General features: G+C 64.1%; 22 protein-coding genes and 1 other RNA gene. 9 read left to right on the forward strand and 14 right to left on the reverse strand.

Going from position 1 to position 24071, the window contains the following annotated elements; genetic code table 11:
* Window positions 1–64: 64 nt before the first annotated feature.
* Window positions 65–853, forward strand: a complete 789-nt coding sequence (locus DWB85_RS02610) for an NRDE family protein (protein ID WP_117952641.1) — start codon at window positions 65–67, stop codon at window positions 851–853.
* On the opposite strand, the gene ptsP is transcribed toward DWB85_RS02610, so the two are convergent.
* Window positions 831–3095 carry a phosphoenolpyruvate--protein phosphotransferase gene (gene ptsP, locus DWB85_RS02615; RefSeq protein ID WP_117952642.1) on the reverse strand — a complete coding sequence of 755 codons (2265 nt, stop codon included), beginning with the start codon at window positions 3093–3095 and terminating at the stop codon, window positions 831–833. The two genes, DWB85_RS02610 and ptsP, sit on opposite strands and share 23 nt — an antisense overlap.
* An 8-nt stretch (window positions 3096–3103) precedes the next feature.
* The gene (locus tag DWB85_RS02620; RefSeq protein WP_117952643.1) at window positions 3104–3604 is read right to left on the reverse strand and encodes an RNA pyrophosphohydrolase; all 501 of its coding nucleotides are present in this window, start codon (window positions 3602–3604) and stop codon (window positions 3104–3106) included.
* Window positions 3605–3722: 118 nt separating this feature from the next.
* Here DWB85_RS02620 and DWB85_RS02625 point away from each other — a divergent pair, with 118 nt between their 5' ends.
* Window positions 3723–4379 carry a histidinol-phosphatase gene (locus tag DWB85_RS02625; RefSeq protein ID WP_117952644.1) on the forward strand — a complete coding sequence of 219 codons (657 nt, stop codon included), beginning with the start codon at window positions 3723–3725 and terminating at the stop codon, window positions 4377–4379.
* Here the strand turns inward: DWB85_RS02625 and DWB85_RS02630 are convergent.
* The 6 genes from DWB85_RS02630 to DWB85_RS02655 form a co-directional block, all read right to left on the reverse strand.
* Window positions 4376–5566: a class I SAM-dependent rRNA methyltransferase gene (locus tag DWB85_RS02630; protein WP_117952645.1), complete on the reverse strand. Its 1191-nt coding sequence runs from the start codon at window positions 5564–5566 to the stop codon at window positions 4376–4378. The genes DWB85_RS02625 and DWB85_RS02630 overlap by 4 nt on opposite strands.
* 27 nt (window positions 5567–5593) lie before the next feature.
* Window positions 5594–5986 (reverse strand): glycine cleavage system protein GcvH, encoded by a 393-nt coding sequence (gene gcvH, locus DWB85_RS02635; RefSeq protein ID WP_117952646.1) that lies wholly within the window; start codon window positions 5984–5986, stop codon window positions 5594–5596.
* Between the two features lie 81 nt (window positions 5987–6067).
* Window positions 6068–7285 (reverse strand): UbiH/UbiF/VisC/COQ6 family ubiquinone biosynthesis hydroxylase, encoded by a 1218-nt coding sequence (locus DWB85_RS02640; RefSeq protein WP_117952647.1) that lies wholly within the window; start codon window positions 7283–7285, stop codon window positions 6068–6070.
* Entirely contained in the window at window positions 7282–8523 is a 1242-nt protein-coding gene (gene ubiH / locus DWB85_RS02645) for a 2-octaprenyl-6-methoxyphenyl hydroxylase (protein ID WP_117952648.1), read from the reverse strand. The genes DWB85_RS02640 and ubiH overlap by 4 nt, the downstream gene beginning before the upstream one ends.
* Window positions 8524–8525: 2 nt before the next feature.
* Window positions 8526–9839, reverse strand: a complete 1314-nt coding sequence (pepP, locus tag DWB85_RS02650) for a Xaa-Pro aminopeptidase (protein WP_117952649.1) — start codon at window positions 9837–9839, stop codon at window positions 8526–8528.
* A gap of 40 nt (window positions 9840–9879) precedes the next feature.
* Window positions 9880–10452 (reverse strand): UPF0149 family protein, encoded by a 573-nt coding sequence (locus DWB85_RS02655; RefSeq protein WP_117952650.1) that lies wholly within the window; start codon window positions 10450–10452, stop codon window positions 9880–9882.
* Between the two features lie 163 nt (window positions 10453–10615).
* On the opposite strand from DWB85_RS02655, the gene DWB85_RS02660 reads away from it, so the two are divergent.
* The 4 genes from DWB85_RS02660 to DWB85_RS02675 all read left to right on the forward strand — a co-directional run bounded on the left by DWB85_RS02660 (window position 10616) and on the right by DWB85_RS02675 (window position 11972).
* Window positions 10616–10816 carry a TIGR02449 family protein gene (locus tag DWB85_RS02660; RefSeq protein ID WP_117952651.1) on the forward strand — a complete coding sequence of 67 codons (201 nt, stop codon included), beginning with the start codon at window positions 10616–10618 and terminating at the stop codon, window positions 10814–10816.
* A gap of 4 nt (window positions 10817–10820) precedes the next feature.
* Entirely contained in the window at window positions 10821–11138 is a 318-nt protein-coding gene (locus DWB85_RS02665; protein WP_117952652.1) for a cell division protein ZapA, read from the forward strand.
* Between the two features lie 67 nt (window positions 11139–11205).
* Window positions 11206–11385, forward strand: a non-coding RNA gene (gene ssrS / locus DWB85_RS02670) — 6S RNA.
* 8 nt (window positions 11386–11393) lie between these two features.
* Window positions 11394–11972 carry a 5-formyltetrahydrofolate cyclo-ligase gene (locus tag DWB85_RS02675; protein ID WP_117952653.1) on the forward strand — a complete coding sequence of 193 codons (579 nt, stop codon included), beginning with the start codon at window positions 11394–11396 and terminating at the stop codon, window positions 11970–11972.
* 8 nt (window positions 11973–11980) lie between these two features.
* Here the strand turns inward: DWB85_RS02675 and DWB85_RS19470 are convergent, their stop codons facing one another.
* Window positions 11981–12127, reverse strand: coding sequence for a hypothetical protein (locus DWB85_RS19470; RefSeq protein WP_162845981.1), 147 nt, complete (start codon window positions 12125–12127; stop codon window positions 11981–11983).
* 173 nt (window positions 12128–12300) lie between these two features.
* Window positions 12301–13845, reverse strand: a complete 1545-nt coding sequence (ilvA, locus tag DWB85_RS02680) for a threonine ammonia-lyase, biosynthetic (protein WP_117952654.1) — start codon at window positions 13843–13845, stop codon at window positions 12301–12303.
* A 142-nt stretch (window positions 13846–13987) separates the two neighbouring features.
* Between ilvA and rpiA the strand changes: the two genes are divergently transcribed.
* A complete protein-coding gene (gene rpiA, locus DWB85_RS02685) occupies window positions 13988–14665 on the forward strand; it encodes a ribose-5-phosphate isomerase RpiA (protein ID WP_117952655.1) in 678 nt (225 codons plus the stop codon).
* A gap of 11 nt (window positions 14666–14676) precedes the next feature.
* On the opposite strand, the gene DWB85_RS02690 is transcribed toward rpiA, so the two are convergent.
* Window positions 14677–15405 (reverse strand): acyltransferase, encoded by a 729-nt coding sequence (locus DWB85_RS02690; protein WP_117952751.1) that lies wholly within the window; start codon window positions 15403–15405, stop codon window positions 14677–14679.
* Between the two features lie 71 nt (window positions 15406–15476).
* Between DWB85_RS02690 and trmB the strand changes: the two genes are divergently transcribed.
* On the forward strand, window positions 15477–16163 hold the full coding sequence (gene trmB, locus DWB85_RS02695) for a tRNA (guanine(46)-N(7))-methyltransferase TrmB (protein ID WP_239017198.1): 687 nt from the start codon (window positions 15477–15479) through the stop codon (window positions 16161–16163).
* Between the two features lie 50 nt (window positions 16164–16213).
* Window positions 16214–17032: a serine O-acetyltransferase gene (gene cysE, locus DWB85_RS02700; protein WP_117952656.1), complete on the forward strand. Its 819-nt coding sequence runs from the start codon at window positions 16214–16216 to the stop codon at window positions 17030–17032.
* A gap of 21 nt (window positions 17033–17053) precedes the next feature.
* On the opposite strand, the gene hemE is transcribed toward cysE, so the two are convergent.
* Genes hemE through gltB form a run of 3 tightly spaced genes read right to left on the reverse strand, consistent with a single transcriptional unit; the run spans window position 17054 to window position 24054 of the window.
* Entirely contained in the window at window positions 17054–18124 is a 1071-nt protein-coding gene (gene hemE, locus DWB85_RS02705; protein WP_117952657.1) for a uroporphyrinogen decarboxylase, read from the reverse strand.
* 46 nt (window positions 18125–18170) lie between these two features.
* Window positions 18171–19592: an FAD-dependent oxidoreductase gene (locus DWB85_RS02710; RefSeq protein ID WP_117952658.1), complete on the reverse strand. Its 1422-nt coding sequence runs from the start codon at window positions 19590–19592 to the stop codon at window positions 18171–18173.
* Window positions 19593–19611: 19 nt separating this feature from the next.
* Window positions 19612–24054 (reverse strand): glutamate synthase large subunit, encoded by a 4443-nt coding sequence (gene gltB, locus DWB85_RS02715; RefSeq protein ID WP_117952659.1) that lies wholly within the window; start codon window positions 24052–24054, stop codon window positions 19612–19614.
* Window positions 24055–24071 lie beyond the last annotated feature (17 nt).

Below are 24071 nucleotides of genomic sequence, written 5' to 3' on the forward strand. Positions count from 1 at the left end.
GTATTATTATGCACGCGTATCGGATTCACAATTGTTTCGCCCACAGAAGGACAAGCGACCCCGTATGTGCCTGATTTTATTTGCCCACCGGGCCAGTGACGACTACCCGCTGGTAGTCGCCGCCAATCGCGATGAGTTCCACGACCGGCCCACGGCCCCGGCACAACTGTGGCAGGATCACCCGGGGCTACTGGCCGGCCGCGACCTGCAGGCCGGCGGCACCTGGATGGGCATCCATCGCAATGGACGCTTTGCCGCCATCACCAACTTTCGCGACCCTGCGCGAACGGTCGCCGCACCGCGCTCCCGGGGCGAGCTGACCACCCGTTTCCTGCTCGGCGATGCCAGCCCGCAGGACTTTCTCGGCGAACTGCAGGCGGCGGCGGGCGATTACGCCGGCTTTAACCTGCTGCTGGGAGCGGGTGACGAGTTGTGGTACTTCAGCAATAGCGCGACGGGGCCCGCCGCCACGCCCCGGCCGCTGGCGCCGGGTATCTACGGCCTCAGCAATGCATTGCTGGATACGCCCTGGCCCAAGGTGGAGCGCGGCAAGCAGGCGCTCACCGGGGTGCTGGCGGCCAGGGACATCGATCACGAGCGGCTGGCCACGGTGGTGACGGACCGCCAGTTGGCCAGCCGGGAACAGCTGGATCTGCAGGGCCTCAATGGCGAGATGGCCCAGCTGTTATCGGCCCAGTTTATCGTCAACCCGCGCTACGGCACCCGGGCAACCACCACCTGCTGGCGCGACGCGACAGGCACTTTCCACTGGCGGGAACAGACCATCGGCGCCGACGGCGGGACAAAGGGTGCGGTGGAACTGGAGCTGGCTACGCAACCGGACTGTGAATGAATTTTTCCATGCCGTGTTCTGCCAGGAAACACTCCATACGGGCGTGAATGGCACCGGGGTCTTCGTGCTGCATGACTTCTTCCAGTAAGCCCCGGGCCTCGGCCAGACTCACATTGCGCAAGGCTTTTTTCACCTTGGGCAGACTGGTGGCGTTCATCGACAGCATATCGTAGCCCATGGCCAGCAACAGTACCGCGCCCTCGGGATCCCCGGCCAGCTCACCGCAGATACCCACCTTCTTGCCCTCGCTACGCGCCGCAACCGCCACCTGCTGCAGGGCCCCAAGCACCGCCGGGTGCAGCGAGTGATAGAGGTCGGCGACCCGGGCATTGTTGCGGTCCACCGCCAACAGGTACTGGGTCAGGTCATTGGAGCCCACCGACAGGAAGTCGACCCGGCGGGCCAGGGCTCGCGCCTGGTATACGGCCGAGGGCACCTCCACCATCACCCCGATGCGGGGCAGCGGGGTATCGACCCCTTCCTGGATCAGCTCGCGATGGCTGCGGTGGATGAGTTCCAGCGCCTCGTCCAGCTCGCTGACACTGGAAATCATCGGCAGCATGATGCGCAGGTTGCCGAGGCCGGCGTTGGCCTTGAGCATCGCCCGCACCTGGGAGAGGAAAATCTCCGGGTGGTCCAGGGTGACGCGGATACCCCGCCAGCCCAGGAACGGATTGTCCTCCTCGATGGGAAAATAGGGCAGGGCCTTGTCGCCGCCAATGTCCAGGGTGCGCATGGTGACCGGGCGGGGGGCAAAAGCCTCCAGCTGGCTGCGATAGATTTGCCGCTGCTCCTCTTCGGAGGGGAAGCGCTCGCGCAGCAGGAACGGCACCTCGGTGCGATACAGGCCCACCCCCTCGGCGCCGTGTTCCAGCGAGCGGGACACATCGGCCATCAGCCCGGTATTGACCCACAGGGGCATGCGGTGGCCATCCTGGGTTACACAGGGCTGGTCCCTCAGCGACTCCAGATCCCGGCTCAGCTCCCGGTCCGAATCCAGGATCGCCTCAAACCGTGACAGCACCTCGGGCGGTGGATTGAGATGCACCGTCCCGTTGTAGCCATCAATAGCCACGCTGCGGCCCTGCAACTTGGTGTAGGGCAGGTCTACCGCCCCCATTACCGTCGGCACGCCCATCGCCCGGGCGAGAATGGCGACATGGGAGTTGCCCGAGCCGCGCACGGAAATCAGGCCCGCCAGCTTTTCCCGCGGGATCTCGCCCAGCGAGGAAGCGGTGAGCTCCTCGCTCACCAACACCGTCTGGTCCGGGAACACCTGCTCCTCCCGGCTCTCCGCCTGCAGGTAGGCCAGCACCCGGGTGCCAAGGTCGCGTACATCCACCGCGCGCTCTTTCAGGTAGCTGTGCTCCATGCGCTCAAAGTGACGGATATGCTCGATCATGACCCTGCTCAGGGCGCCCTGGGCCCAGTGGCCCTCCCTGATCAGGCCGACCACTTCCCGGCCGATGGAGGAGTCGTCGAGAATCCCCAGGTAAACGTCGAACAGGGCATGGTCTTCCGGGCTCAGTTCGCCGCCAAGGTTCTCAGCCACACCGCGGATATCCTCCCGCACCCTGCCCAGGGCATAGCGGAAAGCCTTGAGCTCCTCCCGGCGATTTTCCACCAGTTTCTGCGGTACGGCATAGAGGTCGGCGATGGGCGACACAACGACCGCCGTCCCTATGGCAATGCCCGGCGCACCGGGAACACCGCCAATCTTGGTCGGCGCGCCGGCCGCCACCTCGTCGGAACCCACCGCACCGGTAACCCGGGCGTGGGCAATGACCGCCGCCAGCTGCGCCGACATGGTGACCAGGAAAGCTTCCTCGCCCTCGTCGAAGCGGCGGTGGTCCGCCTGCTGCACCACCAGCACCCCGAGCACTGCCCGCTGGTGAATAATGGGCACGCCGAGAAAAGCGTTGAAATGCTCCTCTCCCAGGTCGGGAAAGAAGCGGAAGTTGGGGTGGTTTTCGGCGTTTTCCAGGTTCAGCGGCTCTTCCCGCTCCGCCACTGTGCCCACCAGTCCCTCACCCCGCGCCAGGCTGGCAATACCTACCTGATCCTTGTTGAGACCCTCGGTGGCGCTGAATACAAAGCGGTCGCCGTCTTCTTCCCGCAGGTAGACGCTGCACACCTCCGTACCCATGGCGACACGCACCCGGCTGACAATAATCCCCAGTGCCTCTTCCAGACTGCTGGCGGAGTTGACCTCCTGGACTATCTGGCGCAGCACGTGCAGCATCGGTGGACTTATCCCTCAACCTGTTGTTCGGTGTGGCGCCCCAGAGGGAGCGCCAGCTCTTTCATCGCCCGGCGGTATACCTCGCGCTTGAAAGCAATCACCTGGCCCAGCGGATACCAGTAGCTCACCCACTGCCAGTGATCGAATTCGGGCTTGTCGTTGTGGTCCAGTCGCACCGCATCGTCATCGGCCAGCATGCGCAGTAGAAACCACTTCTGCTTCTGGCCGATACACACGGGTTTCTGGCCCTTGCGGACAAAGCGCCGGGGCAGGCGGTAACGCAGCCAGCCGCGGGTCACGCCCAGCACTTCCACCGCGTCCGGCGTCAGCCCGACTTCCTCCTGCAGTTCCCGATAAAGCGCCTGCTCCGGAGATTCCCCGCGGTTAATGCCGCCCTGGGGAAACTGCCAGGCATCCCGCCCGCCGACGCGCCGGGCCCACAGGACCTGGCCCCGGTCATTTGCCAGCACTATGCCCACGTTGGGTCGAAAGCCGTCTTTATCGATCACGTTTATTGGTATATCCAGCCAAGTAGCCAGTTATTGTTCCACACTTTCGAGTCCCTGAGAAATTTACTCTGGCGGCCGAGGCCGCTATGCTGCCTCCCTTTTACCCGGAGCGGCGGCCATGGCACTGGCGATTTTTGACCTGGACAACACCCTCATCGGTGGTGACAGTGACCACCTGTGGGGGGAATTCGTCTGCGAGCGGGGCCTGGTGGACAGCGAGGCCTTCGCCGCCCGCAACGACCAGTTCTACGAGGACTATAAATCCGGCAACCTGGATATCGATGCCTATTTACGCTTCGCCCTGGCGCCACTCCGGGGCGTGGACCCGCAGGTACTGGCCGCCTGGCACCGCGATTTCATGGCCAGCAAGATCGAGCCTATCATGCTGCCCAGGGCCCGTCAGCTGATTGCCAGCCACCGGGAGCGAAACCACCACCTGCTGGTCATTACCGCTACCAATGAGTTCATCACCCGGCCCATTGCCGCGGCCCTGGGCATTGACGATATCCTCGCCTGTGAAGCGCAGCAGGTAAACGGCCGCTACACCGGGGAACCCCTGGGTACGCCGTCCTACCACGAGGGCAAGGTCGTCAGGCTCGAGCAATGGCTGCGGGAGCGGGATATATCCCTCGCCGGTGCCTACTTCTACAGTGACTCCCACAACGACCTGCCACTGCTGGAGCAGGTGGATAAACCCGTTGCCGTGGACCCCGATCCGACCCTGCTGGCGCGCGCCCGCGAAGCGGGCTGGCCGGTGATTTCCCTGCGCGACTAGTCGCGGCGGGCGAATACCGCTTTCAGGTATTCAGTCTCCGGAATGCCCGGGTGCACCGGGTGATCGGGCCCCTGGGCGCCCTGCTCCACCACCCGCAGCTGGCAACCGGCGCGCACCGCCGCCTGCTGCAGCGCCGCCATCAGGTCAGCGCGACCCAGGTGCATGGAACAGGACCCGGAGACCAGCAGGCCACCGGGAGTCAGCAGCCGCAGCCCCAGCTCGTTGATCCGCCGATAGGCCGCAATCCCTTTCTTCAGGTCCCTGCGCCGCTGGATAAAGGCGGGAGGATCGAGTATGACCACGTCAAAGGCCTGACCCTCGGCCAGCATCTGCTTCATGGTTTCCGGGGCAGAGCCCTGGCGCACCGCGACCCTGTCCTCCAGGCCATTGCGCGCCGCGTTGCGCATCACCCCCTCCAGGGCCGCGGCGGAGCTGTCCAGACAACAGACCTCGCTGGCGCCAAAGGCAGCCGCCTGGATGCCCCAACCGCCGATATAGCTGTAGACATCGAGCACCGACCTGCCCCCAACCCAGGCTGCCAGCCGCGCCCGGGACATACGGTGATCGTAGAACCAGCCGGTCTTCTGCCCGCTGTAGACCGGCGCCAGGAACTGCACGCCATTTTCCTCCAGCGGCACCTGCTCAGGCACCTGGCCCGACACCACCTCGACTTCCCCGGCCAGCCCGCTGTCCCGGCGCGCCCGGCTGTCCCCGCGCAGCAGGATACCCTCCGGCTGCAGCAGCTCCTCCAGCGCCCGCAGCAGGGGCCCGCGGTAGCGCTCAATGCCGGCGTTGTTGAGCTGCACCACCAGTTGCGGGCCGAAGCGGTCGATGACCACCCCGGGCAGCAGGTCGCTGTCACCGTATACCAGGCGGTAAAAGGGTTTGTCGAAGGCGGCCTCGCGGGCCTGGAGGGCAGCCTGCAGGCGCTGGCCGAAGAACTCGCCGTCCAGCCCCTGCGCCTCGCCCGGGGCGAAGAGCCGGGCGCAGATCAGCGCCTGCGGCTCCATGTAGGCACTGCCCAGCAGCCCCCCCTGGGCGTCGCGCACGCGCACCACGTCCCCGGGCTGTAAACCCGCCAGCGGGTGGCGCTTGCTGTCAATCTCGTTGGAATAGACCCACAGGTGCCCGCCGCGCAGGCGGCGCTCGGCCCCCTTACGCAGGTAAAGGTCGGCAAATGCTGTCATCGGGGTGCTCGGGGAGGGGACAGGCCCCTAGTCGTCCTCGTCACACTTGCTCTGGTAGTCTTCGGCGCTGAGCAGCGCGTCCAGCTCGCTGGCGTCCGCAGGCTGGATGCGGAAAATCCAGCCGTCGTTGTAGGGATCGGCATTGACCGTCTCGGGTTCATCGTCGAGCTGCTCGTTGACCGCCAGGACCTCGCCGCCGACAGGCGTGTAGATGTCGGAAGCGGCTTTCACCGATTCCACCACGCCGGCCTCGTCACCGGCGGCCAGGGTAATACCCACTTCCGGCAACTCCACGAAAACCACGTCGCCCAGCGCATCCTGGGCATGATCCGAAATGCCCACGGTAACGGTGCCATCCTCTTCCAGGCGCGCCCACTCGTGGCTGCTGGCGTATTTCAGTTCGCTTGGTGTCTGGCTCATGGAGCGTCCTCTGTTGGATCGATGAAGAGAGCTGAGCGGCTCATTCTAACGGGCAGCGGGTGAAAAACAATACAGCGGGGTTCAGCTGATCCCCAGGGCCTGGCGCATCAGCCGCTGCTTGAGCGGTGCAATGCGGCCAACGCCCCGCATCCCGGCGTTACGCAGCCACCGCACCGGCAGCGCCTGCTGCTCGAACAGGCGCTTGAAACCATCCATGGCGCCCATCATCAACAGATTATCGCCCTTGCGCCGGCGCTGGTAGCGGGACAGCACATCCATCCGTCCCGGCTGCAGGCCACGCTCATGGGCGCGCAGCAGCTCCTCGGCGAGCACCGCCACATCCAGCAGGCCCAGGTTGATCCCCTGACCCGCCAGGGGATGAATGGTATGGGCGGCATCGGCCACCAGCGCCACCCCCGGCTGGATGTAATCCACCGCGTGACGCTGGCGCAGGGGAAAGGCAAAACGGGGGCTGGTTGCCAGTACCGGGCCCAGGGTTTCCTCGAAGGCGACACCCAGGCGCAGGCAAAAGTCCGCGTCAGCGAGCGCCAGCACCTCCTCGGCCACCTCATCCTGCAGCGACCAGACGATAGAACTGAAGGACTCACCGGGCTTGCCCGGCAGCGGCAGGAACGCCAGTGGCCCGGTGGGCAGGAAGCGCTGCCAGGCGGTGTGCTGGTGCTCCCGGGCGGTCTGTACCGTGCACACCAGGGCGCGGTGGCCGTAGTCCCACTCGCGGGTGCGAAACTCCAGCATCTGGCGCACCCGCGACAGGGCCCCGTCGGCGCCCACCACCAGGCGGGCCCGCAGGCACTCTCCGCTCTCCAGTGCCAGCACCAGCGTTCCGTCGTCATCCCGCTGGCAGCTTTGCAGGCTGTCCGGACTGTGGACAGCGATATCCGTGGCGCCCTCCAGCGCTGCCAGCAGGCCATCGACAATGGCCCGGTTTTCGACAATATGACCCAGGGCGGGCACATCCAGCTCGGCGCGGTCAAATTCGATACGCCCGGTGCCATCGGCGTCCCACACCGTCATATGGGAATAGGCGCAATGCCGGTAGCCGGCGACACCTGCCCAGGCGCCCAACCGGTCCAGGAAAGCAATGGAGATGGGCGTCAGGGCGCTGACCCGGGCATCATAGCTGTGCACGTCGCGGGCGTCTGGCAGGGGCTTGCGCTGCAGGGGTTGCGCCTCTACCAGCGCCAGCGACAGGCCGCTGCCGGCGAGAGCCGCCGCCAGCGCAGTGCCGGCGATCCCGGCACCGATAATCACCACATCGTATTGGCTGCTCACGCTCATTGTCGCCCCAGGGCGGCCACGCCCGCGGCCTGGTTGATGAAATTGCGTTTCAACGACGGCAGCAAATCCAGGCCCGAGAGCGCCGCGTCACGAACCAGGCCAATGACCGGGTCCGCCAGCATGAACAGCCCCGGCAGGCGGTCGCTGAATTCAATTGTTCGCTGCTGGTCGGCCCGCTGGCGCCGCTCATAACGCTGCAGTACCGCCAGAGACCCGTAGGGCTCGCCCCGCCCGCCGGCATCCGCCAACACCCCGGCCAGTTCCGCCACGTCGCGCAGCGCCAGGTTGAAGCCCTGGCCAGCCACGGGATGCAGGGCATGGGCGGCATTGCCCATGACCACCACCCCCTGGCGCACCTGCTCATCGGACTTTACCAGCGACAGTGGGTAGGCGTGGCGCTGCCCTACCTGTTGCAGCCGACCCAGGCGATAGCCGAAACGCTGCTGCAGGGCCTGCAGGAATTCTGCCTCGGGGCAGGCCAGCAGGTGTTCCGCCTCCTCCGGCGCCAGCGTCCACACCAGGCCACTGCGATTGGCGCTGCCGGCAACACCCAGCAGGGGCAACAAGGCCAGGGGCCCGCGGTCCGTGAAACGCTCGAAGGCGCAGCCCCGGTGTGGCTGGTCAAAACCGACATTGGCCACCAGCGCCTGCTGCCGATAGGATTTTTCGCTGACCCCCAGGCCCAGTTGGCGCCGCAATCCGGAAGCGGCGCCGTCGGCCACCACCAGCAGCCCGGCCTCCAGTTCCGCGGCGGGAGCGCCCTGCAGGTGCAGGCGGGTCAGCTGGCCAGCGGGGCTGGCATCCGTGACCGTTGCCGGGCTGATCAGCTCCACCCGGCCCTGGCGGTGCAGGGCCTGGGCCAGGCTGGCGCCCAGCCAGGCATTTTCCACCACATAGCCCAGCGCGTCCCAGCCATGGTCGCCGGCATGCATCAGGGTGCTGCCGAAGCGGCCGCGGTTGGATACGTGAATACTCTCTATCGGGCACAACCACTGCTGCAGTTCCGGCCACAACTCCAGGCGCTGGTAGACCAGGCGGCTGCTGTAGCTCAGCGCGGTAGAGCGGGCGTCGAAGGAGGGATGGTAATCGGGTTTGTGACCCGGCCTGGGTTCGGGAAAGGGAAAGCCTTCCACCAGCGCGATACTGGCCGACGCCGGCAGGACCCTGGCCAGGTACAGAGCGAGGCTGATGCCCACCATCCCGCCTCCGGCTATGACGATGTCGTATTGCTGGCGCATGGTCAGGCGGCCATGGTGGCCTCGATCTCCTCAGCACTGCGCGGTGCGCCGGCGGTCAACAGCTCACAGCCCTCGGCAGTCACCAGCACGTCGTCCTCTATGCGCACACCAATGCCCCGCCATTTGCGCGCCACATCCGTATTCCCGGGGGCGATATAAATACCCGGCTCCACCGTCATTACCATGCCCGGCTCCAGCAGGCGCCACTCGTCGCCCACCCGGTAGTCGCCCACGTCGTGAACATCGAGGCCCAGCCAGTGGCCCACCCGGTGCATGTAAAAGGGCTGGCAGGCCTTTGCCTCCAGCAGCTCGTCCAGTTCCCCCTCCAGCAGGCCCAGTTCCAGCAGGCCGGCGGTAATCACCCGTACACTGGCATCGTGGGGCTGGTTCCAGTGGTTGCCGGGACGGATCTGGGCCACCGCGGCCTCGTGCGCGGCCAGCACCAGGTCATAAACAGCGCGCTGTTCGGCGCTGAACTTGCCGTTGACCGGGAAGGTGCGGGTGAGGTCGGCAGCGTAGTACTCGAACTCGCAACCGGCATCCACCAGCACCAGGTCGCCGTCGCGCAGTTTGCTGCTGTTTTCCACATAGTGCAGGGTGCAGCCGTTGGCGCCACTGCCGACAATACTCTGGTAGGCCGGATGGCGGGCACCGCCGCGGACAAACTGGTGGTGCAGCTCGCCCTCCAGCTCGTACTCGAACATGCCTGGCCGGCAGTGCTGCATGATATGACGGTGGGCGCCGGCAGTAATCTCGCCGGCCCGGCGCATCAGTTTTTGCTCGGCGGCGCTCTTGATCAGCCGCAGGTCATGCAGCATATGGTCAAGGTCGGTGAATTCGCCGGGCGGTGAGGCGCCGGTAGACTCCTTGCTGCGTATGCTGTTGACCCAGCCCATAATCTGGCGGTCAAACTCCGCGCTGCGGCCCATCGAATAGTACACCCGGTCACGGCCCTCAATCAGGCCCGGAAGAATTTCGTCGATGTCGCTCACCGGGAAAGCGTCATCGGCGCCAAAGCGGTCACAGACGCCATCCGGCCCCGCCCTGCTCCCGTGCCACAGTTCCATCGCCGGCTCGCGCTCGCGGCAGAACATCACAAACTCGCCATGTTCGCGGCCGGGGATCAGCACGAGCACTGCCTGCGGTTCGCGAAACCCGCTGAGGTAGTAAAAATCGCTGTCCTGGCGAAAAGGGTACTCGGTATCCCGGCTGCGCAATTTCTCCTGGGCGGCGGGAATGATAGCAATGCTGTTGGGCGCCATCAGGGCCATCAGCTTGTGCCGTCGACGGGCGTACTCTGCGTTGCTTATTTTCATCCGCTGCCGCTGTATTCGGGAAACCGGGAGAGTAACATACCTAGTGCAGGGAGGGCTGACCCGAATCGCCGGGCTCGACCCGGCTGTCCATGAAAATATTAAGTGCGGCGAAACGCAGGTACTCGACGATCTCCATGAAGGCGCTCTCCAGCTCCTCTTCGCCGTCGTCCTGATCCACCGCGGCCTCGGCTATGGCGGCAAAGTCCCTGAGAATCTCACTGCTGTCCTGGGACACCTGGGCCTGGTTGACCTGGGCAAAGCCGGCAAGAAAGCCGCTAACCCAGTCGGCCACAGCGGTGGTACGCAGTTCGATTGCCACGTCATCGTCCGGCAGCAGGGGGTGGAAGTCGAACTCATCGTCCTCCAGCGCCGCGGCGGATACCTGGTAAAGCTGCATAAGCTGGCCAGCCAGTTCGCCATACAGGTGCAAATCCATGGCCTGGCCCAGCAGCGCCAGTCCGGCCTCGGCCTCGGCCGGGGCCCCGGCGGCCAGCAGGCCGCTGAGGCAACCGTGGATGCGCGAGGGTGAGCTGTCCACTCCCTGCTCCAGCAGGTGATTGGCCAGTTCATCGATGTCAAAAACTCCGACTTCATCGGTGAATGGGTCAAACATGGCGGTTTCCTGACGCGTGGTTCCCGGTGGTCCCGGGGAAAGTTACAACAGCAAGCGAAAAATGCTTGGCAGGCCTTTGATTTTCTTTGCTTTTGTTCCGTTGACCTCAATCGGAACCGCCCTTATAGTAAAGTCCATACAGGACTAACACCAGTAAAACTCCATGGCGGACAAGCAACTGCAGGCCCTGAGCCAGAAGATCGACCAGCTGATCGAACTGTGCAACCAGCTGAACAGGGAAAACCAGCTGCTGAAGGCGGAAAACGCCGGCTGGCAGCAGGAACGTCAGGACCTCATCGACAAGAACGAACTGGCGAGATCCAAAGTAGAAGCCATGATAAACCGCCTGCGCACAATGGAGTGAACCGGTGAACCAACCCAATACTGTCACGGTCAAGATTCTCGATAAGGACTACCAGGTGGCCTGCCCGGAAGAGCAGGAATCAGACCTGGTGGTATCGGCCAAGTACCTCGACAAACAAATGCGCAGCATCCGTGAAACCGGCAAGGTCATCGGCCTGGAGCGCATCGCGGTAATGGCCGCACTCAACATCAGCTATGAATTGCTGCAGGCCTCGGAACACAGCGACGGCGCGGCGCCCGCGCCGGAGCCGGGCGCGGTTGAGAGCCTTAACCGCAAACTCGACGATGCGCTCTACCAGCTGCGACAGCTGGAAATCGGCTGAGCCCAGCCGCACTTTCCGCGGAAATTCAAGGGCGAATTTGTTGCCTGGCCTCGTTATAATCAACTCCGGATCCCTGGCGTATGCGCCAGGCAGACAGTCCTCGAGCCGATAAATTTGTAACCGGGGGCGTCTCGTCGCTGTTGGTGTGCAAGTCCGGCATGACCGGAAAGCCTTATGCAGTGCAGGTGCCTCCACCTTGAACCATCGGGTTCAAGGGCAGCGCTGTCAGCGGTACGCCGGGAATCTTTAACAGCCATGGAAGACCTGCCCCTCTCGAAAGCAGTGATCCGCCGGGACATGCGCTCCCGCAGGCGGGCCCTGCCAGCGAGCAAGCGGCAGCAGGCGGCGGAGGCGGTCACCCGCCAGCTGGCGTCGCTGGCGCTCTGGCAGCGAGCCCGGCGTATTGCCGTGTACCACGCCAACGACGGCGAAATCGACCCCACGCCGCTGGTCAGGGACCTGCGCCGCGCGGGCAAAACACCCTATCTCCCCATTATCCAGACCGACAGTTCACTGCGCTTCGCGGCCTGGGAAGCGGATCAGCCCCTGATCGACAATCGCTTCGGCATTCCTGAGCCCGGCGGCAAGTCGTTGCCGGCCAGCGCACTGGACATCATTTTACTGCCACTGGTCGCCTGGGACCTGCGAGGCAACCGGCTGGGCATGGGGGGCGGGTTCTATGACCGGGCACTGGAGAGTGCCGCTGATGTGATCAAGATGGGGCTGGCATACGACTGCCAGCAGCTACCAGCGCTGCCGAGCCAGCCCTGGGACGTGCCGCTGGACTTCGTCGTCACCGAAAGCGCCCTGTATCAATGCCAGGGCCACACCTGAGGCCTACCTCAGTCCTCGATGATAACGCCCGCCTGCAGCTCCGACGCGGGTGCCGCCACCGTGTTACTGGCGGCCATTGGTAACATCAGGGTCACCAATACGCCCATGCCAAAAACAGCCATCAGGATCAGCATAAGGTCCGGCTTGCGTTTCACTATATTCCCACTCTTTTATGAAGTACGTGTCCCGTTTCCCCCAACGTTGCGCTTCTGCGAGCGCCTGCGCTGGCTTGTTATTGGATGGAAACAACCGCTAACTTTCGGGATTATTTCACAAAAGCTGGAAATGTCTACAGCTGGTGGACAAAAACTTCATTTTCCTGACCCATTTATGGCAATCGCGGCTCAGTCGCCCGCTGGCCCAGGTAGAGGGCGTAGGCGAGATTGTCGGTTTCGTCCCAGTGGCGGTAGCCAATTTCTTCCAGCACCCCCTCGAAAGCCCGCTTTTCCCCCGGCGGGACCTGCACGCCGGCAAGGATCCTGCCGTAGGCGGCGCCGTGATTGCGGTAGTGGAACATGGAAATGTTCCAGCTCTGCCCCAAACCGGAGAGAAACTTCGCCAGCGCCCCGGGACGCTCGGGGAATTCCACCCGGTAGACCCGCTCATGGTCCAGGCCCGCCGGGGCATGGCCACCGACCATGTAGCGCACGTGCAGCTTGGCGACCTCGTTGTCGGTCAGGTCCCGGGCCTCATAGCCCTTGCTTTCGAGCGCCTGCAACAGCCGGGCGAGGTCCTCGCCGCCAGGCACCACTGACAGGCCGACGAATACCTGCGCCGAGCCCGGGTCGACATAACGGTAGTTGAACTCGGTGATATTGCGCCGGCCCAGGGCGTTACAGAACACCCGGAAGCTGCCGGGTTTTTCCGGGATGGTCACCGAGATAACCGCCTCCCGCTGTTCGCCGATTTCAGTGCGCTCGGAGATGTACCGCAGGCGGTCGAAATTGGTATTGGCGCCACTGACGATGGCCAGCAAGTCCTGGTCCCGGGCATTTTCGCGCTCGGCATAGAGCTTCAGCCCGGCCAGCGCCAAGGCCCCGGCGGGCTCGGCAATACTGCGGGTATCCTCGAATATATCCTTGATGGCGGCGCATATCTCATCGCTGCTGACAGTAATCACCCCGTCCACCAGTTCGCGGATAACCCGGAAGGGCTCCTTGCCCACCTGGGCAACCGCGCAACCGTCGGCAAACAGCCCCACCTCCGGCAACACCGCCCGGCGGCCGCGCGCCAGCGCCAGCTGCAGGCAGGCGGCATCCTCCGGCTCCACCCCGATAACCCGGGTCCCGGGCCAGACATACTTGACGAAGGCGGCGACGCCGGCAAGCAGGCCACCGCCGCCCACCGGAACAAAAATCGCGTCCAGTGGCCGCTCCTGCTGGCGGACGATTTCCATGCCCACCGTACCCTGGCCGGCAATGACATCGGGATCATCGAAGGGGTGAACATAGGTCATGCCCTTCTCCTCGACCAGCGCGGCGGCATGGGCGGCCGCCTCGTCATAGGAATCGCCCCACAACACAACCCTGGCACCCCGGTCGCGCACCGCGTCGACCTTGATTTGCGGCGTGGTGCGCGGCATGACGATAGTGGCCCTGACCTTCATTCTGGTCGCCGCCATGGCCAGGCCCTGGGCATGGTTGCCGGCGGAGGCCGCCACCACGCCGCGGGCCCGCTGCTCCGGACTGAGCTTTTGCATCTTGTTGTAGGCGCCGCGCAGCTTGAATGAAAACACCGGCTGCAGGTCCTCGCGTTTCAGCCAGACCCGGTTGCCCAGCCGCCGGGACATCAACTCCGCCCGGTCAACCGGGGTTTCCCTGGCCACGTCATAGACGCGCGCGTCGAGGATGCGCTTGATGTAGGACTGTGGCATAGATTCGGCTTCCGCTCATTTTCAGCAAGCGGCCATGGTAAAGAAGCCGCGCCGGTTTTGCAGCCCCGGCGCCGGATAAATGCTGCCGTGGCTGTCCCGCTGGCCTATAATGGCCTCCCCGCCAAAACCCCGGAGCCAGGCCATGAACCAGGATGAAATGAAGCAGGCTGTCGCCCAGGCCGCGCTGGACCTTATTCGGCCCAGGATCGACGACGACACGGTACTGGGTATCGGCACCGGCTCCACGGCCAACCTGTTCATTGACCGCCTGGCGGAGATCCGCGGCCTGGTCAACGCCACCGTGGCCAGCTCGGAAGCCTCCGCCGAACGACTGCGCAAGCACGGCATTCCGGTGTACGACCTCAACGCGGTCGACCAGGTTGATTTTTACATCGACGGCGCCGATGAGAGCAACGCCGCCCTGCAGCTGATCAAGGGCGGTGGCGCCGCCCTGACCCGGGAAAAAATCGTCGCCGCGGTGGCCAAAGAATTTATCTGCATCGCCGACGAGTCAAAACTGGTTCACACCCTGGGCCAGTTTCCACTGCCGGTGGAGGTCATTCCCATGGCCCGCAGCCACGTCGCCAGGGAGCTGGTCAAGCTGGGGGGAGACCCGGTTTACCGGGACGGGGTGATCACCGACAACGGCAATATCATCCTCGATGTGTACAACTTCCCGATTCCCCAGCCGCTGGCCACCGAGGCCAAGATCAACGGCATTACCGGTGTGGTCACCAACGGCCTGTTCGCCCTGAAACCGGCCGATGTCCTGTTACTGGGCACGCCAGACGGCGTGAAAACCCTGTACCCGACGGACTGAACACCCCGGACTCAGCGGCGGCGCCTGGAGGCGGGATAAATTACTGCCCACAGCCAGCGCCAGAAGCTGTTACCGGCGAGCACCTCGGCGTTGATGGCGTCAAAAAAGCGCTCCAGCTCGGCGGGCCTGGCAAAGTAGTCCATCCGGGTCCGGAAACTTCGCTCCGGATCCAGCTCCTTGACCACCTGTGCCGGATTGCCGGCCACCACCACGTTCGCCGGCACGTCCCTGGTGACCACCGCCCGGGCCGCCACCACCGAATTGTCGCCAATGGTCACGCCCTTGAGCACCACCGAGCCGTCGCCCAGCCAGCAGTTACGGCCAATATGCACCGGCGTCGGCGTCGGGTCCCGTTCGGTGCGGTCATAAATCATGTGCCAGTCGGAATCGGTGACATAGGCGCCATTGGCGAACATGGTGCCATCGCCAACGGTGACCTCATCGGAGGCGCTGATACGTGAGCCCGGGCTCATTAACACACAGTCGCCGATATCGATCCTGCCCTCGCCCTCGGCCCGTCCCCAGACCCCGATTTCCACCCGGTGCATGGGTTCGCCGATGGCGGTAAAGGAACGGCCGATGCGGATGTTGTTGCCGGAAATGTTGACATACCAGGGCTTCATAATGGTGTGGTAGGGTCCCAGGGACTCACATTGCGGCCGCAGGAAGTATTCGGCGTACCAGTGGCGATAACGCAGGTACAGTTTCTTCAGCCACCAGGGACGGAGGTCTTTACGCATGAACGGGATTCCACAGTAGATGCCGGTGATAAAGTGAGGCGCTATCATGGCAACCCCGATGACGAACATCAATGGAAGCGGTAAACACCCGCATGAGCAGTACCAGCCAGTCTGACAACTCGCGCCCGGTGAGCAGCAACCAGGCCGGCCTGCATGCGCGGCTCGCGGCTACCGTGCAGCGCCACCTGGCCCACCCCTTTCGGCGGACACCGGCGCCGCATTCAGTAGTGGCTTACCAGGCCTTGGCGGAGCGGCTCAGTGGACAGCGGCAAGCCCTGGTCATCGACTCCTTCTGCGGCACCGGTATGAGCACCTGCCTGCTGGCGGAGAAGCACCCGGAGCATCTGGTGGTGGGCATAGACCAGTCCGCACACCGGCTGCACAAGCACCGGCCCTCAAGCGCCGGCAATTACCTGCTGCTCCAGGCCCAGGCCGAGGATATCTGGACGCTGCTGCTGGCGGATGGCCACCGGGCGGAATACCACTACCTGCTCTACCCCAACCCCTGGCCCAAGGCTAAACACCTGCAGCGGCGCATCCATGGTCATGGCAGCTTCCCGCTCTTGCTGGCGCTGGGCGGGCAGGTCGAATTACGCTCCAACTGGCAGCTCTACGTTGAGGAGTTCGGCGTCGCTATGCACCTGGCCGGCCGGCGGGGCCGGGTCAGGCTGGTAGCGGGGCAACCCCCGCTGACCCTGTTCGAGGCCAAGTACCACAACAGCGGCCACGCGCTGTGGGCATTCAGCGCCGCGCCGTGACGAACAGGCTGTTATAGGCTACAGTCCCCGGTCAACAGAGAGGAACCGCCATGTCTGCCAATCAGCCCGATCCGGTGTGGGAACGCATCCGCGCCGAGACCGAGAAACATGCCCAGGAAGAGCCAGTGCTGGCCAGCTTCCTGCACGCCACCATCCTCAATCACGACTCCCTGGAGTGCGCACTCAGTTTTCACCTGGCCAGCCAGCTGGACAGCCCCACGGTGACCTCCTTGCTGTTGCGGGAAGTGATGCTACAGGCCATGCGCGCGGATCCGCGCATCGGCGAGGCGATGCGCTGCGACCTGCTGGCCGTGGTCGATCGCGATTCCGCCAGCCACGAACTGTATATCCCGTTTCTCTACTTCAAGGGCTATCACTCGCTGCAGAGCCACCGCATCGCCCACTGGCTGTGGAATAACGGCCGGCGCTCAATGGCGCTGTTTTTCCAGAGCCGGGTGTCAGTGAAATTTGCCGTCGATATCCACCCCGCCGCGCGCATGGGTCAGGGCATCCTGCTGGATCACGCCACCGGCCTGGTGGTCGGGGAAACCGCCGTGGTCGGCGATAACGTCTCCATACTGCAGTCTGTCACCCTAGGCGGTACCGGCAAGGAGGACGGCGACCGGCATCCAAAAATCGGCAATGGGGTGCTGATCAGCGCGGGAGCAAAAATCCTCGGCAATATTCGCGTCGGTGAAGGCGCCAAGATCGGCGCTGGCAGCGTGGTGCTGGAAGAAGTACCGCCGCATACCACGGTCGCCGGCGTACCGGCGAAAATCGTCGGCCGCCCGGCTACCGATGCGCCGGCGCTGGATATGAACCACGACTTCTGCTGCGACGGCGGCGATCTCTCATCGCGGGCCGGCTAGGGCCGGCTCACACCAGGAGCGCTAAGCTTCCCGGTGATACTGGGGCGACAGTTCCTGCACCGCGTCGACAAAGGCGGTTACATGGTCCGGATTCACCCCCGGGGTGATGCCGTGACCGAGGTTAAACACATGGCCGCTGCCCTGGCCGAAGCCCGCCAGAATAGCCGCCACTTCTTCCCGGATCCGCGCCGGTGAGGCGAACAGCATCGACGGGTCCATGTTGCCCTGCAGCGCCACCCTGTCGCCTACCTGGCTTCGGGCCAGGGCGATATCGGTAGTCCAGTCGATACCTATGGCCTGGGCGCCGCAGTCGGCGATCGCCGGCAGCCACTGGCCACCGCCCTTGGTAAACACGATCACCGGCACCTCGCGGGTCTCGGGGTCGGCCTGCAGGGCGGCGATAATGCGCTGCATGTAGGCCAGCGAGAACTCCCGGTAACCGGCGGCAGACAGGCTGCCGCCCCAGGTGTCAAATATCTGCAGCGCCTGGGCGCCGGCGCGGACCTGGGCCGCCAGATAATCGGCCACCGCATCAGCCAGCAGCGACAACAGGCTGTGCATCAGTTCGGGCTTGTCGTAAGCCATACCCTTGACCCTGGCAAAGTCCTTGGAGGATCCGCCCTCGACCATGTAAGTGGCCAGCGTCCAGGGACTGCCGCTGAACCCGATTAACGGTACCTGGCCGTTGAGTTCGCCGCGAATGGTGCGCACGGCGTTCATCACATAGGCCAGGTCGTCATCGGCCCGGAAGCTGTTCAATGCCGCCAGATCCTCCTCGCTGCGCACGGTTTTGCGGAAGCGCGGCCCCTCTCCTTCCTCGAAATACAGGCCCAGACCCAGGGCATCGGGTACGGTGAGGATGTCGGAGAACAGGATGGCGGCGTCCATGGGGTAACGGCGCAGGGGCTGCATGGTCACTTCGCAGGCCAGTTCGGCGTTTTTGCACAGGTCCAGGAATGACCCTGCCTGCTTGCGGGTGGTCCGGTACTCCGGCAGGTAGCGGCCGGCCTGGCGCATCATCCAGATCGGCGTGCGATCCACGGGTTGGCGCTGCAGGGCCCGCAGGAAGCGGTCGTTCTTCAATTCAGTCATTGCTCTCTCTTTTATGAACGCCTGGGGCGCGGCTTGCTGCTCGCGCTTATACGCCCAGGTAATCCAGAATTCCCTCGGCGGCCTGGCGCCCCTCCCAGATGGCGGTAACCACCAGGTCGGATCCACGCACCATGTCACCACCGGCAAAAATTTTCGGGTTGCTGGTCTGGAACCGGTAAGTCTGCTCCTCTTCCGCCACCACGCCCTGCCAGTCGTTGGTCTGCACGGCAACGTCCCCCAGCCAGTCCGGCGGGCTCGGCTGGAAGCCGAAGGCGACGATAACGGCGTCAGCCTCCAGCACTTCCTCGCTACCGGGAATCGGCTGCGGGCGACGGCGACCGTCGGCATCCGGCTCCCCGAGTTCAGTTTCCACGACCTTGATGCCACAGGCCTGGCCGAAATATTCCACTACCTCGATGGGCTGGCGATTGAACAGGAATTCCACGCCCTCTTCCCGGGCATTTTTCACTTCCCGGCGGGAACCGGGCATGTTTTCCTCGTCCCGGCGATAGGCGCAGATCACCTGCTCCGCGCCCTGGCGCACTGCCGTGCGCACACAGTCCATGGCGGTATCACCGCCACCCAGCACGATCACCCGCTTGCCCCTGAGGTTGACGTACGCCTCCGGCTCCTGCTCGAAGCCCAGGTTGTGGTTCACGTTACCCACCAGGTAGGGCAGCGCCTCGTACACACCGGGCAGGTCCTCTCCCGGGAAATTGCCTTTCATGTAGGTGTAGGTGCCCATGCCCAGGAACACGGCGTCGTACTGCTCCATCAGCTCGCTGATCTGGATATCGCGACCGACCTCGGTGTTGAGCCGGAACTCGATACCCATGCCCTCGAACACCTCCCGGCGCCGGGTCATGACCTGCTTCTCCAGCTTGAATTCGGGAATACCGAAGGTCAGCAGGCCGCCGATCTCGGGATAGCGGTCGAAGACGACAGCCTTGACCCCGTTGCGAGTGAGAATATCGGCACAGCCCAGGCCCGCCGGTCCGGCACCGATAATCGCCACTTTCCTGTCAGTGGCGACCACGTGAGACAGGTCCGGGCGCCAGCCCATGGCCAGCGCAGTGTCGGTAATATATTTTTCCGAGGAGCCGATGGTTACCGCGCCGAAGCCATCGTTGAGGGTGCAGGCGCCTTCACACAGGCGGTCCTGCGGGCACACCCGGCCACAAACCTCCGGCAGGGTATTGGTTTCGTGACTGAGCTCCGCCGCCTCGAACAGGTTGCCCTCGGACACCAGCTTGAGCCAGTTGGGAATGAAGTTGTGCACCGGGCACTTCCATTCGCAATAGGGGTTACCGCACTCCAGGCAGCGGTGGGACTGTTCCGCCACCTGACTCTTGGTAAACGGCTTGTAGATTTCCACATAGTCCGTCCTGCGGGTCTGCAACGGCTTTTTGTCGGGGTCATTGCGTCCGACATCAATGAATTGAAAGTTGTTTGCCAGGCGATTACTCATAACTTCTCCTGTCCGCGCGTCAGTCGGTGTTGCGCAAACGTGACAGCAGGCGGTCGAATTCCGCTGCCTTGGGTTTAACCAGCCAGAATTTGCCCACGTAGTCGACGAAGTTTTCCAGCAGGTAGGCGCCCCACTCGGAACCGGTTTCTTCGACGAATTCGCGGATGTTACTGCGCAGGTGGTTACGGTAGGCTTCCATGTACTCCGAGCTCACCCGGTGGATCTCCACCAGTTCGCTGTTGTACTTGTCGATAAAGGTACGATCCATGTCCAGCACGTAGGCGAAGCCGCCGGTCATGCCGGCGCCGAAGTTGACGCCGGTGGGACCAAGCACGGTGACGTTGCCGCCGGTCATGTATTCGCAGCAGTGGTCGCCCGCGCCCTCGACAACCGCATGGGCACCGGAGTTACGCACCGCAAAGCGCTCACCCGCGACACCCGCCGCATGCAGTCGGCCGCCGGTCGCGCCGTACAGGCAGGTGTTGCCGATAATGGTGGTCTCCTGGGACTTGAATTCGCTGCCGCGTGGGGGATAGATCACCAGCTTGCCGCCAGCCATGCCCTTGCCGACGTAATCGTTGGAATCTCCCTCGAGGTACATGTGCAAGCCGCCCGCGTTCCACACGCCGAAGCTCTGGCCGGCGGTGCCGGTCAGGCGCAGCACCAGCGGGCTGTCGTCCATGCCCGCATTGCCGTACCGGCGGGCGATTTCACCTGACAAGCGGGCGCCGATGGAACGGTCACAGTTGCACACGGTAAAGCTGAACTCGCCGCCGCTGCGGGATTCGATCGCAGACAGGGTGGCGGCGACCATTTCCTCCGCCTTCTCACCCTTGTCGAAGGGCTCATTCGCTGCCACCTGGCAGAACTCGGGCTGGTCCCGGTACGCCTCGTCCTTGTACAGGATGGGGGCCAGGTCCAGGCGGGCCTGCTTGTCGGTATCACCCGGCAGCACTTCCAGCAGGTCGGTGCGCCCGATGAGTTCCTCCAGCGACCTTACCCCCAGCTTCGCCAGCCACTCGCGGGTTTCCATGGCGATAAAGGTGAAGAAATTGACCACCATCTCGACGGTGCCATTGAAATGGTCCTCGCGCAGCCGTTCGTGCTGGGTGGCGACACCGGTGGCACAGTTGTTGAGGTGGCAAATCCGCAGGTACTTACAACCCAGGGCCACCATCGGTGCGGTGCCGAAACCAAAGCTCTCGGCACCCAGGATCGCGGCCTTGATCACATCGAGACCGGTCTTGAGACCGCCGTCGGCCTGCAGCCGGATGTTGCCGCGCAGGCTGTTGCCACGCAGGGTCTGCTGCACCTCGGCCAGACCCAGTTCGAACGGTGAGCCGGCGTAGCGGATCGAGGTCAGCGGGCTGGCGGCAGTGCCGCCGTCGTAACCGGAAATGGTAATCAGGTCGGCGTAGGCCTTGGCGACACCGGCGGCAATGGTGCCAACACCCGGCTCGGACACCAGTTTCACCGATACCAGGGCGCTGGGGTTGACCTGCTTGAGGTCAAAGATCAGCTGCGCCAGGTCCTCGATGGAGTAGATGTCGTGGTGCGGCGGCGGCGAAATCAGGGTCACCCCGGGGACCGAATAGCGCAGCCGCGCGATCAGGTCGTTGACCTTGCCGCCCGGCAACTGGCCGCCCTCACCGGGCTTGGCGCCCTGGGCCACCTTGATCTGCAAGACCTCGGCGTTAACCAGGTAATGCGGCGTCACGCCGAAGCGGCCGGAGGCGATCTGCTTGATCTTGGACATGCGCTCGGTGCCGTAACGCTCCGGATCTTCCCCGCCCTCGCCCGAGTTGGAGCGCGCGCCCATGCGGTTCATGGCCGCGGCCAGCGCCTCGTGCGCCTCGGGACTCAGCGCCCCCAGGGACATGCCCGCGGAATCGAAGCGCGGCAGGATACTCGCTACCGGTTCCACCTCGTCCAGGGCTATGGCACTGTCACTCTCTACCGGCCTGAGCAGGTCCCGCAGGGTCGCCACCGGGCGCTTGTTGACCAGTTCCGCATAGCGCTGGTAATCGGCGTAGTCGCCACTCGCCACCGCCTGTTGCAGGGTCATCACCACGTCCGGGTTGAAGGCGTGATACTCCTGGCCGTGGACATACTTGAGCAGGCCGCCCTGCTCGATGCCCTTGCGTGCGTTCCACGCCCGCACCGCCAGCAGCTGCTGCTCCCGTTCCAGCTCGGCGAAGCCGCTGCCCTCTATCCGTGAAGCCACGCCGCAGAACGCGGTATCGACGACTTCGCGGGACAGTCCCACCGCCTCGAACAACTGGGCGCCACGGTAGGAGCTGACTGCGGAAATGCCCATCTTGGACATAATTTTCAGCAGGCCCTTGTTGATGCCCTTGCGGTAATTCTTGTAGCAGATGCTGGGTTCTCCGAGCACCTCGCCGCAGCGGATCAACTCCTCCAGCACACTGTAGGCCAGGTAGGGATAGATGGCGGTGGCGCCAAAACCCAGCAGGCAGGCGATCTGGTGTGAATCCCTGGCGCTGGCCGTCTCCACCACGATATTGGCGTCCGCGCGCAGGCCCTGGCGGATCAGGTAATGGTGTACTGCGCCGGTGGCCAGCAGACTGTGGATCGGCAGCTTGTCGTTATCGATCTCGCGGTCGGACAGCACCAGTACGGTGGCACCGTCCTTCACTGCCTGCTCGGCAGCGGCGTTAACCGCGGCGATGCCCTCTTTCAGCCCGGTTTCCCCGGGCGAATATGTACAGTCTATCTTCTGCACCTTGAAGCCCGGGCGATCCAGCTGCATCAGCGTGGTGAATTTGCCCTGGGACAGCACCGGCGAAGAGAGGATGACCCGGTCGGCATGCTCGGGGCCCTCGTGGAACAGGTTCTTCTCGCCGCCCAGGTCCGTCTCCAGCGACATCACAATGGTTTCCCGCAGCGGGTCGATGGGGGGGTTGGTCACCTGGGCGAATTTCTGCCGGAAGTAGTCGTACAGCGAACGCTCCCGGCGCGACAGCACCGCCATGGGCGTATCGTCCCCCATGGAGCCCACCGCCTCGTTGCCGGATTCGGCCAGCGGCCGCAACACCTGGTCCCGCTCCTCAAAGCTGACCTGGAACATCTTCATGTAGGTGTCGAGCTGCTCGCGCTCGATCCCGGAGATCATCTCACTGCCAAAGGTGCCCTCGATGCGCTGGGCCTTTTCCTTCAGCCAGCGCTTGTAGGGCTGGCGCGACTTGAGCCGCTGGTCGATTTCTTCGGTTTGCAGCAGCTCGCCGGTGTGGGTGTCGACCATGATCATCTGCCCGGGGCCGACCCGGCCCTTGGCGACCACGTCCTCGGGCCGGTAATCGTAGGTGCCGATTTCCGAGGCGAGGGTGATAAAGCCGTCCTTGGTCTTCACCCAGCGCGCCGGGCGCAGGCCGTTGCGGTCCAGCAGGCACACCGCGTAGCGCCCATCGGTGAGGACGATTCCAGCAGGGCCGTCCCAGGGCTCCATGTGCATGGAGTGGTACTCGTAGAAGGCCTTGAGGTCCGGGTCCATCAATTCCATGTTCTGCCACGCCGGGGGAATCAGCATGCGCAGCGCCCGGGCCATATCCACGCCGCCGGTCAGCAACATGTCCAGCATATTGTCCAGGCTGGAAGAATCGGAGCCGGTGCGGTTCACCAGTGGGGCTATTTCCTCGATGTTCGGCAGCAGTTCGCTTTGGAAACGCGGTGTCCGGGCGTCAGCCCAGTTGCGGTTACCCTCAATGGTGTTGATCTCACCGTTGTGGGCCAGCAGGCGGAACGGCTGCGCCAGCGGCCAGCGCGGCATGGTGTTGGTAGAGAAGCGCTGGTGAAACACGCAGATTGCGGTTTCCAGGCGCTCATCGGCCAGATCCAGGTAAAACCGCGGCAGGTCTACCGGCATGACCAGGCCCTTGTAGGAAATCACCCGCCCGGACAGGCTGCAGATATAGTAGTCTTCATCGCCCTCGCAGGCCATTTCCGCCTTGCGCCGGGCCACGAACAGCCTGGTGGACAGCTGGGTATCGTCGCAGCCGGCGGCATCGACAAAGACCTGCTCGATCAAGGGCAACTGTTGCAGGGCGATTTCGCCACACACCGAATCATCGGTGGGCACGGTGCGCCAGCCCAGCACTTTCAGGCCCTGGCCGGTGAGAGCGGCCTCCGTGGCCTCCCGCGCAGCCCGGGCAGCGGCCTCATCCCGACTGAGGAAAATCTGGCCGACGGCAAAGGCGCCGTCCAGGTCGACACCGAAACACTCACTGGCCAAGGTGCGGACAAAGGACGCGGGCATTTGCATCAGCAGGCCACAGCCGTCACCGGTCTTGCCATCGGCGGCAATACCGCCGCGATGGGTCATGCAGGTCAGGGACTCAATCGCGGTTTGCAGCAGGCGATGGCTGGCTTCACCGGAAGTGTGGGCAATCAGTCCGAACCCGCAGTTGTCGCGGAATTCTTCAGGTCTAAACAGGCCTGCGCTCATAGTCAGTCCAGAATATC

The sequence above is a fragment of the Seongchinamella sediminis genome, from assembly GCF_003457605.1.
Classification (GTDB): Bacteria; Pseudomonadota; Gammaproteobacteria; order Pseudomonadales; family Halieaceae; genus Halioglobus; species Halioglobus sediminis.

Bases quoted from the DNA above. Each gene is read 5' to 3' on its own strand.
- DWB85_RS02610 (WP_117952641.1), top strand. From the start codon at position 65: ATGTGCCTGATTTTATTTGCCCACCGGGCCAGTGACGACTACCCGCTG.
- ptsP (WP_117952642.1), bottom strand. From the start codon at position 3,095: ATGCTGCACGTGCTGCGCCAGATAGTCCAGGAGGTCAACTCCGCCAGC.
- DWB85_RS02625 (WP_117952644.1), top strand. From the start codon at position 3,723: ATGGCACTGGCGATTTTTGACCTGGACAACACCCTCATCGGTGGTGAC.
- DWB85_RS02630 (WP_117952645.1), bottom strand. From the start codon at position 5,566: ATGACAGCATTTGCCGACCTTTACCTGCGTAAGGGGGCCGAGCGCCGC.
- gcvH (WP_117952646.1), bottom strand. From the start codon at position 5,986: ATGAGCCAGACACCAAGCGAACTGAAATACGCCAGCAGCCACGAGTGG.
- DWB85_RS02640 (WP_117952647.1), bottom strand. From the start codon at position 7,285: ATGAGCGTGAGCAGCCAATACGATGTGGTGATTATCGGTGCCGGGATC.
- ubiH (WP_117952648.1), bottom strand. From the start codon at position 8,523: ATGCGCCAGCAATACGACATCGTCATAGCCGGAGGCGGGATGGTGGGC.
- pepP (WP_117952649.1), bottom strand. From the start codon at position 9,839: ATGAAAATAAGCAACGCAGAGTACGCCCGTCGACGGCACAAGCTGATG.
- DWB85_RS02655 (WP_117952650.1), bottom strand. From the start codon at position 10,452: ATGTTTGACCCATTCACCGATGAAGTCGGAGTTTTTGACATCGATGAA.
- DWB85_RS02660 (WP_117952651.1), top strand. From the start codon at position 10,616: ATGGCGGACAAGCAACTGCAGGCCCTGAGCCAGAAGATCGACCAGCTG.
- DWB85_RS02675 (WP_117952653.1), top strand. From the start codon at position 11,394: ATGGAAGACCTGCCCCTCTCGAAAGCAGTGATCCGCCGGGACATGCGC.
- ilvA (WP_117952654.1), bottom strand. From the start codon at position 13,845: ATGCCACAGTCCTACATCAAGCGCATCCTCGACGCGCGCGTCTATGAC.
- rpiA (WP_117952655.1), top strand. From the start codon at position 13,988: ATGAACCAGGATGAAATGAAGCAGGCTGTCGCCCAGGCCGCGCTGGAC.
- DWB85_RS02690 (WP_117952751.1), bottom strand. From the start codon at position 15,405: ATGCGTAAAGACCTCCGTCCCTGGTGGCTGAAGAAACTGTACCTGCGT.
- trmB (WP_239017198.1), top strand. From the start codon at position 15,477: ATGGAAGCGGTAAACACCCGCATGAGCAGTACCAGCCAGTCTGACAAC.
- cysE (WP_117952656.1), top strand. From the start codon at position 16,214: ATGTCTGCCAATCAGCCCGATCCGGTGTGGGAACGCATCCGCGCCGAG.
- hemE (WP_117952657.1), bottom strand. From the start codon at position 18,124: ATGACTGAATTGAAGAACGACCGCTTCCTGCGGGCCCTGCAGCGCCAA.
- DWB85_RS02710 (WP_117952658.1), bottom strand. From the start codon at position 19,592: ATGAGTAATCGCCTGGCAAACAACTTTCAATTCATTGATGTCGGACGC.
- gltB (WP_117952659.1), bottom strand. From the start codon at position 24,054: ATGAGCGCAGGCCTGTTTAGACCTGAAGAATTCCGCGACAACTGCGGG.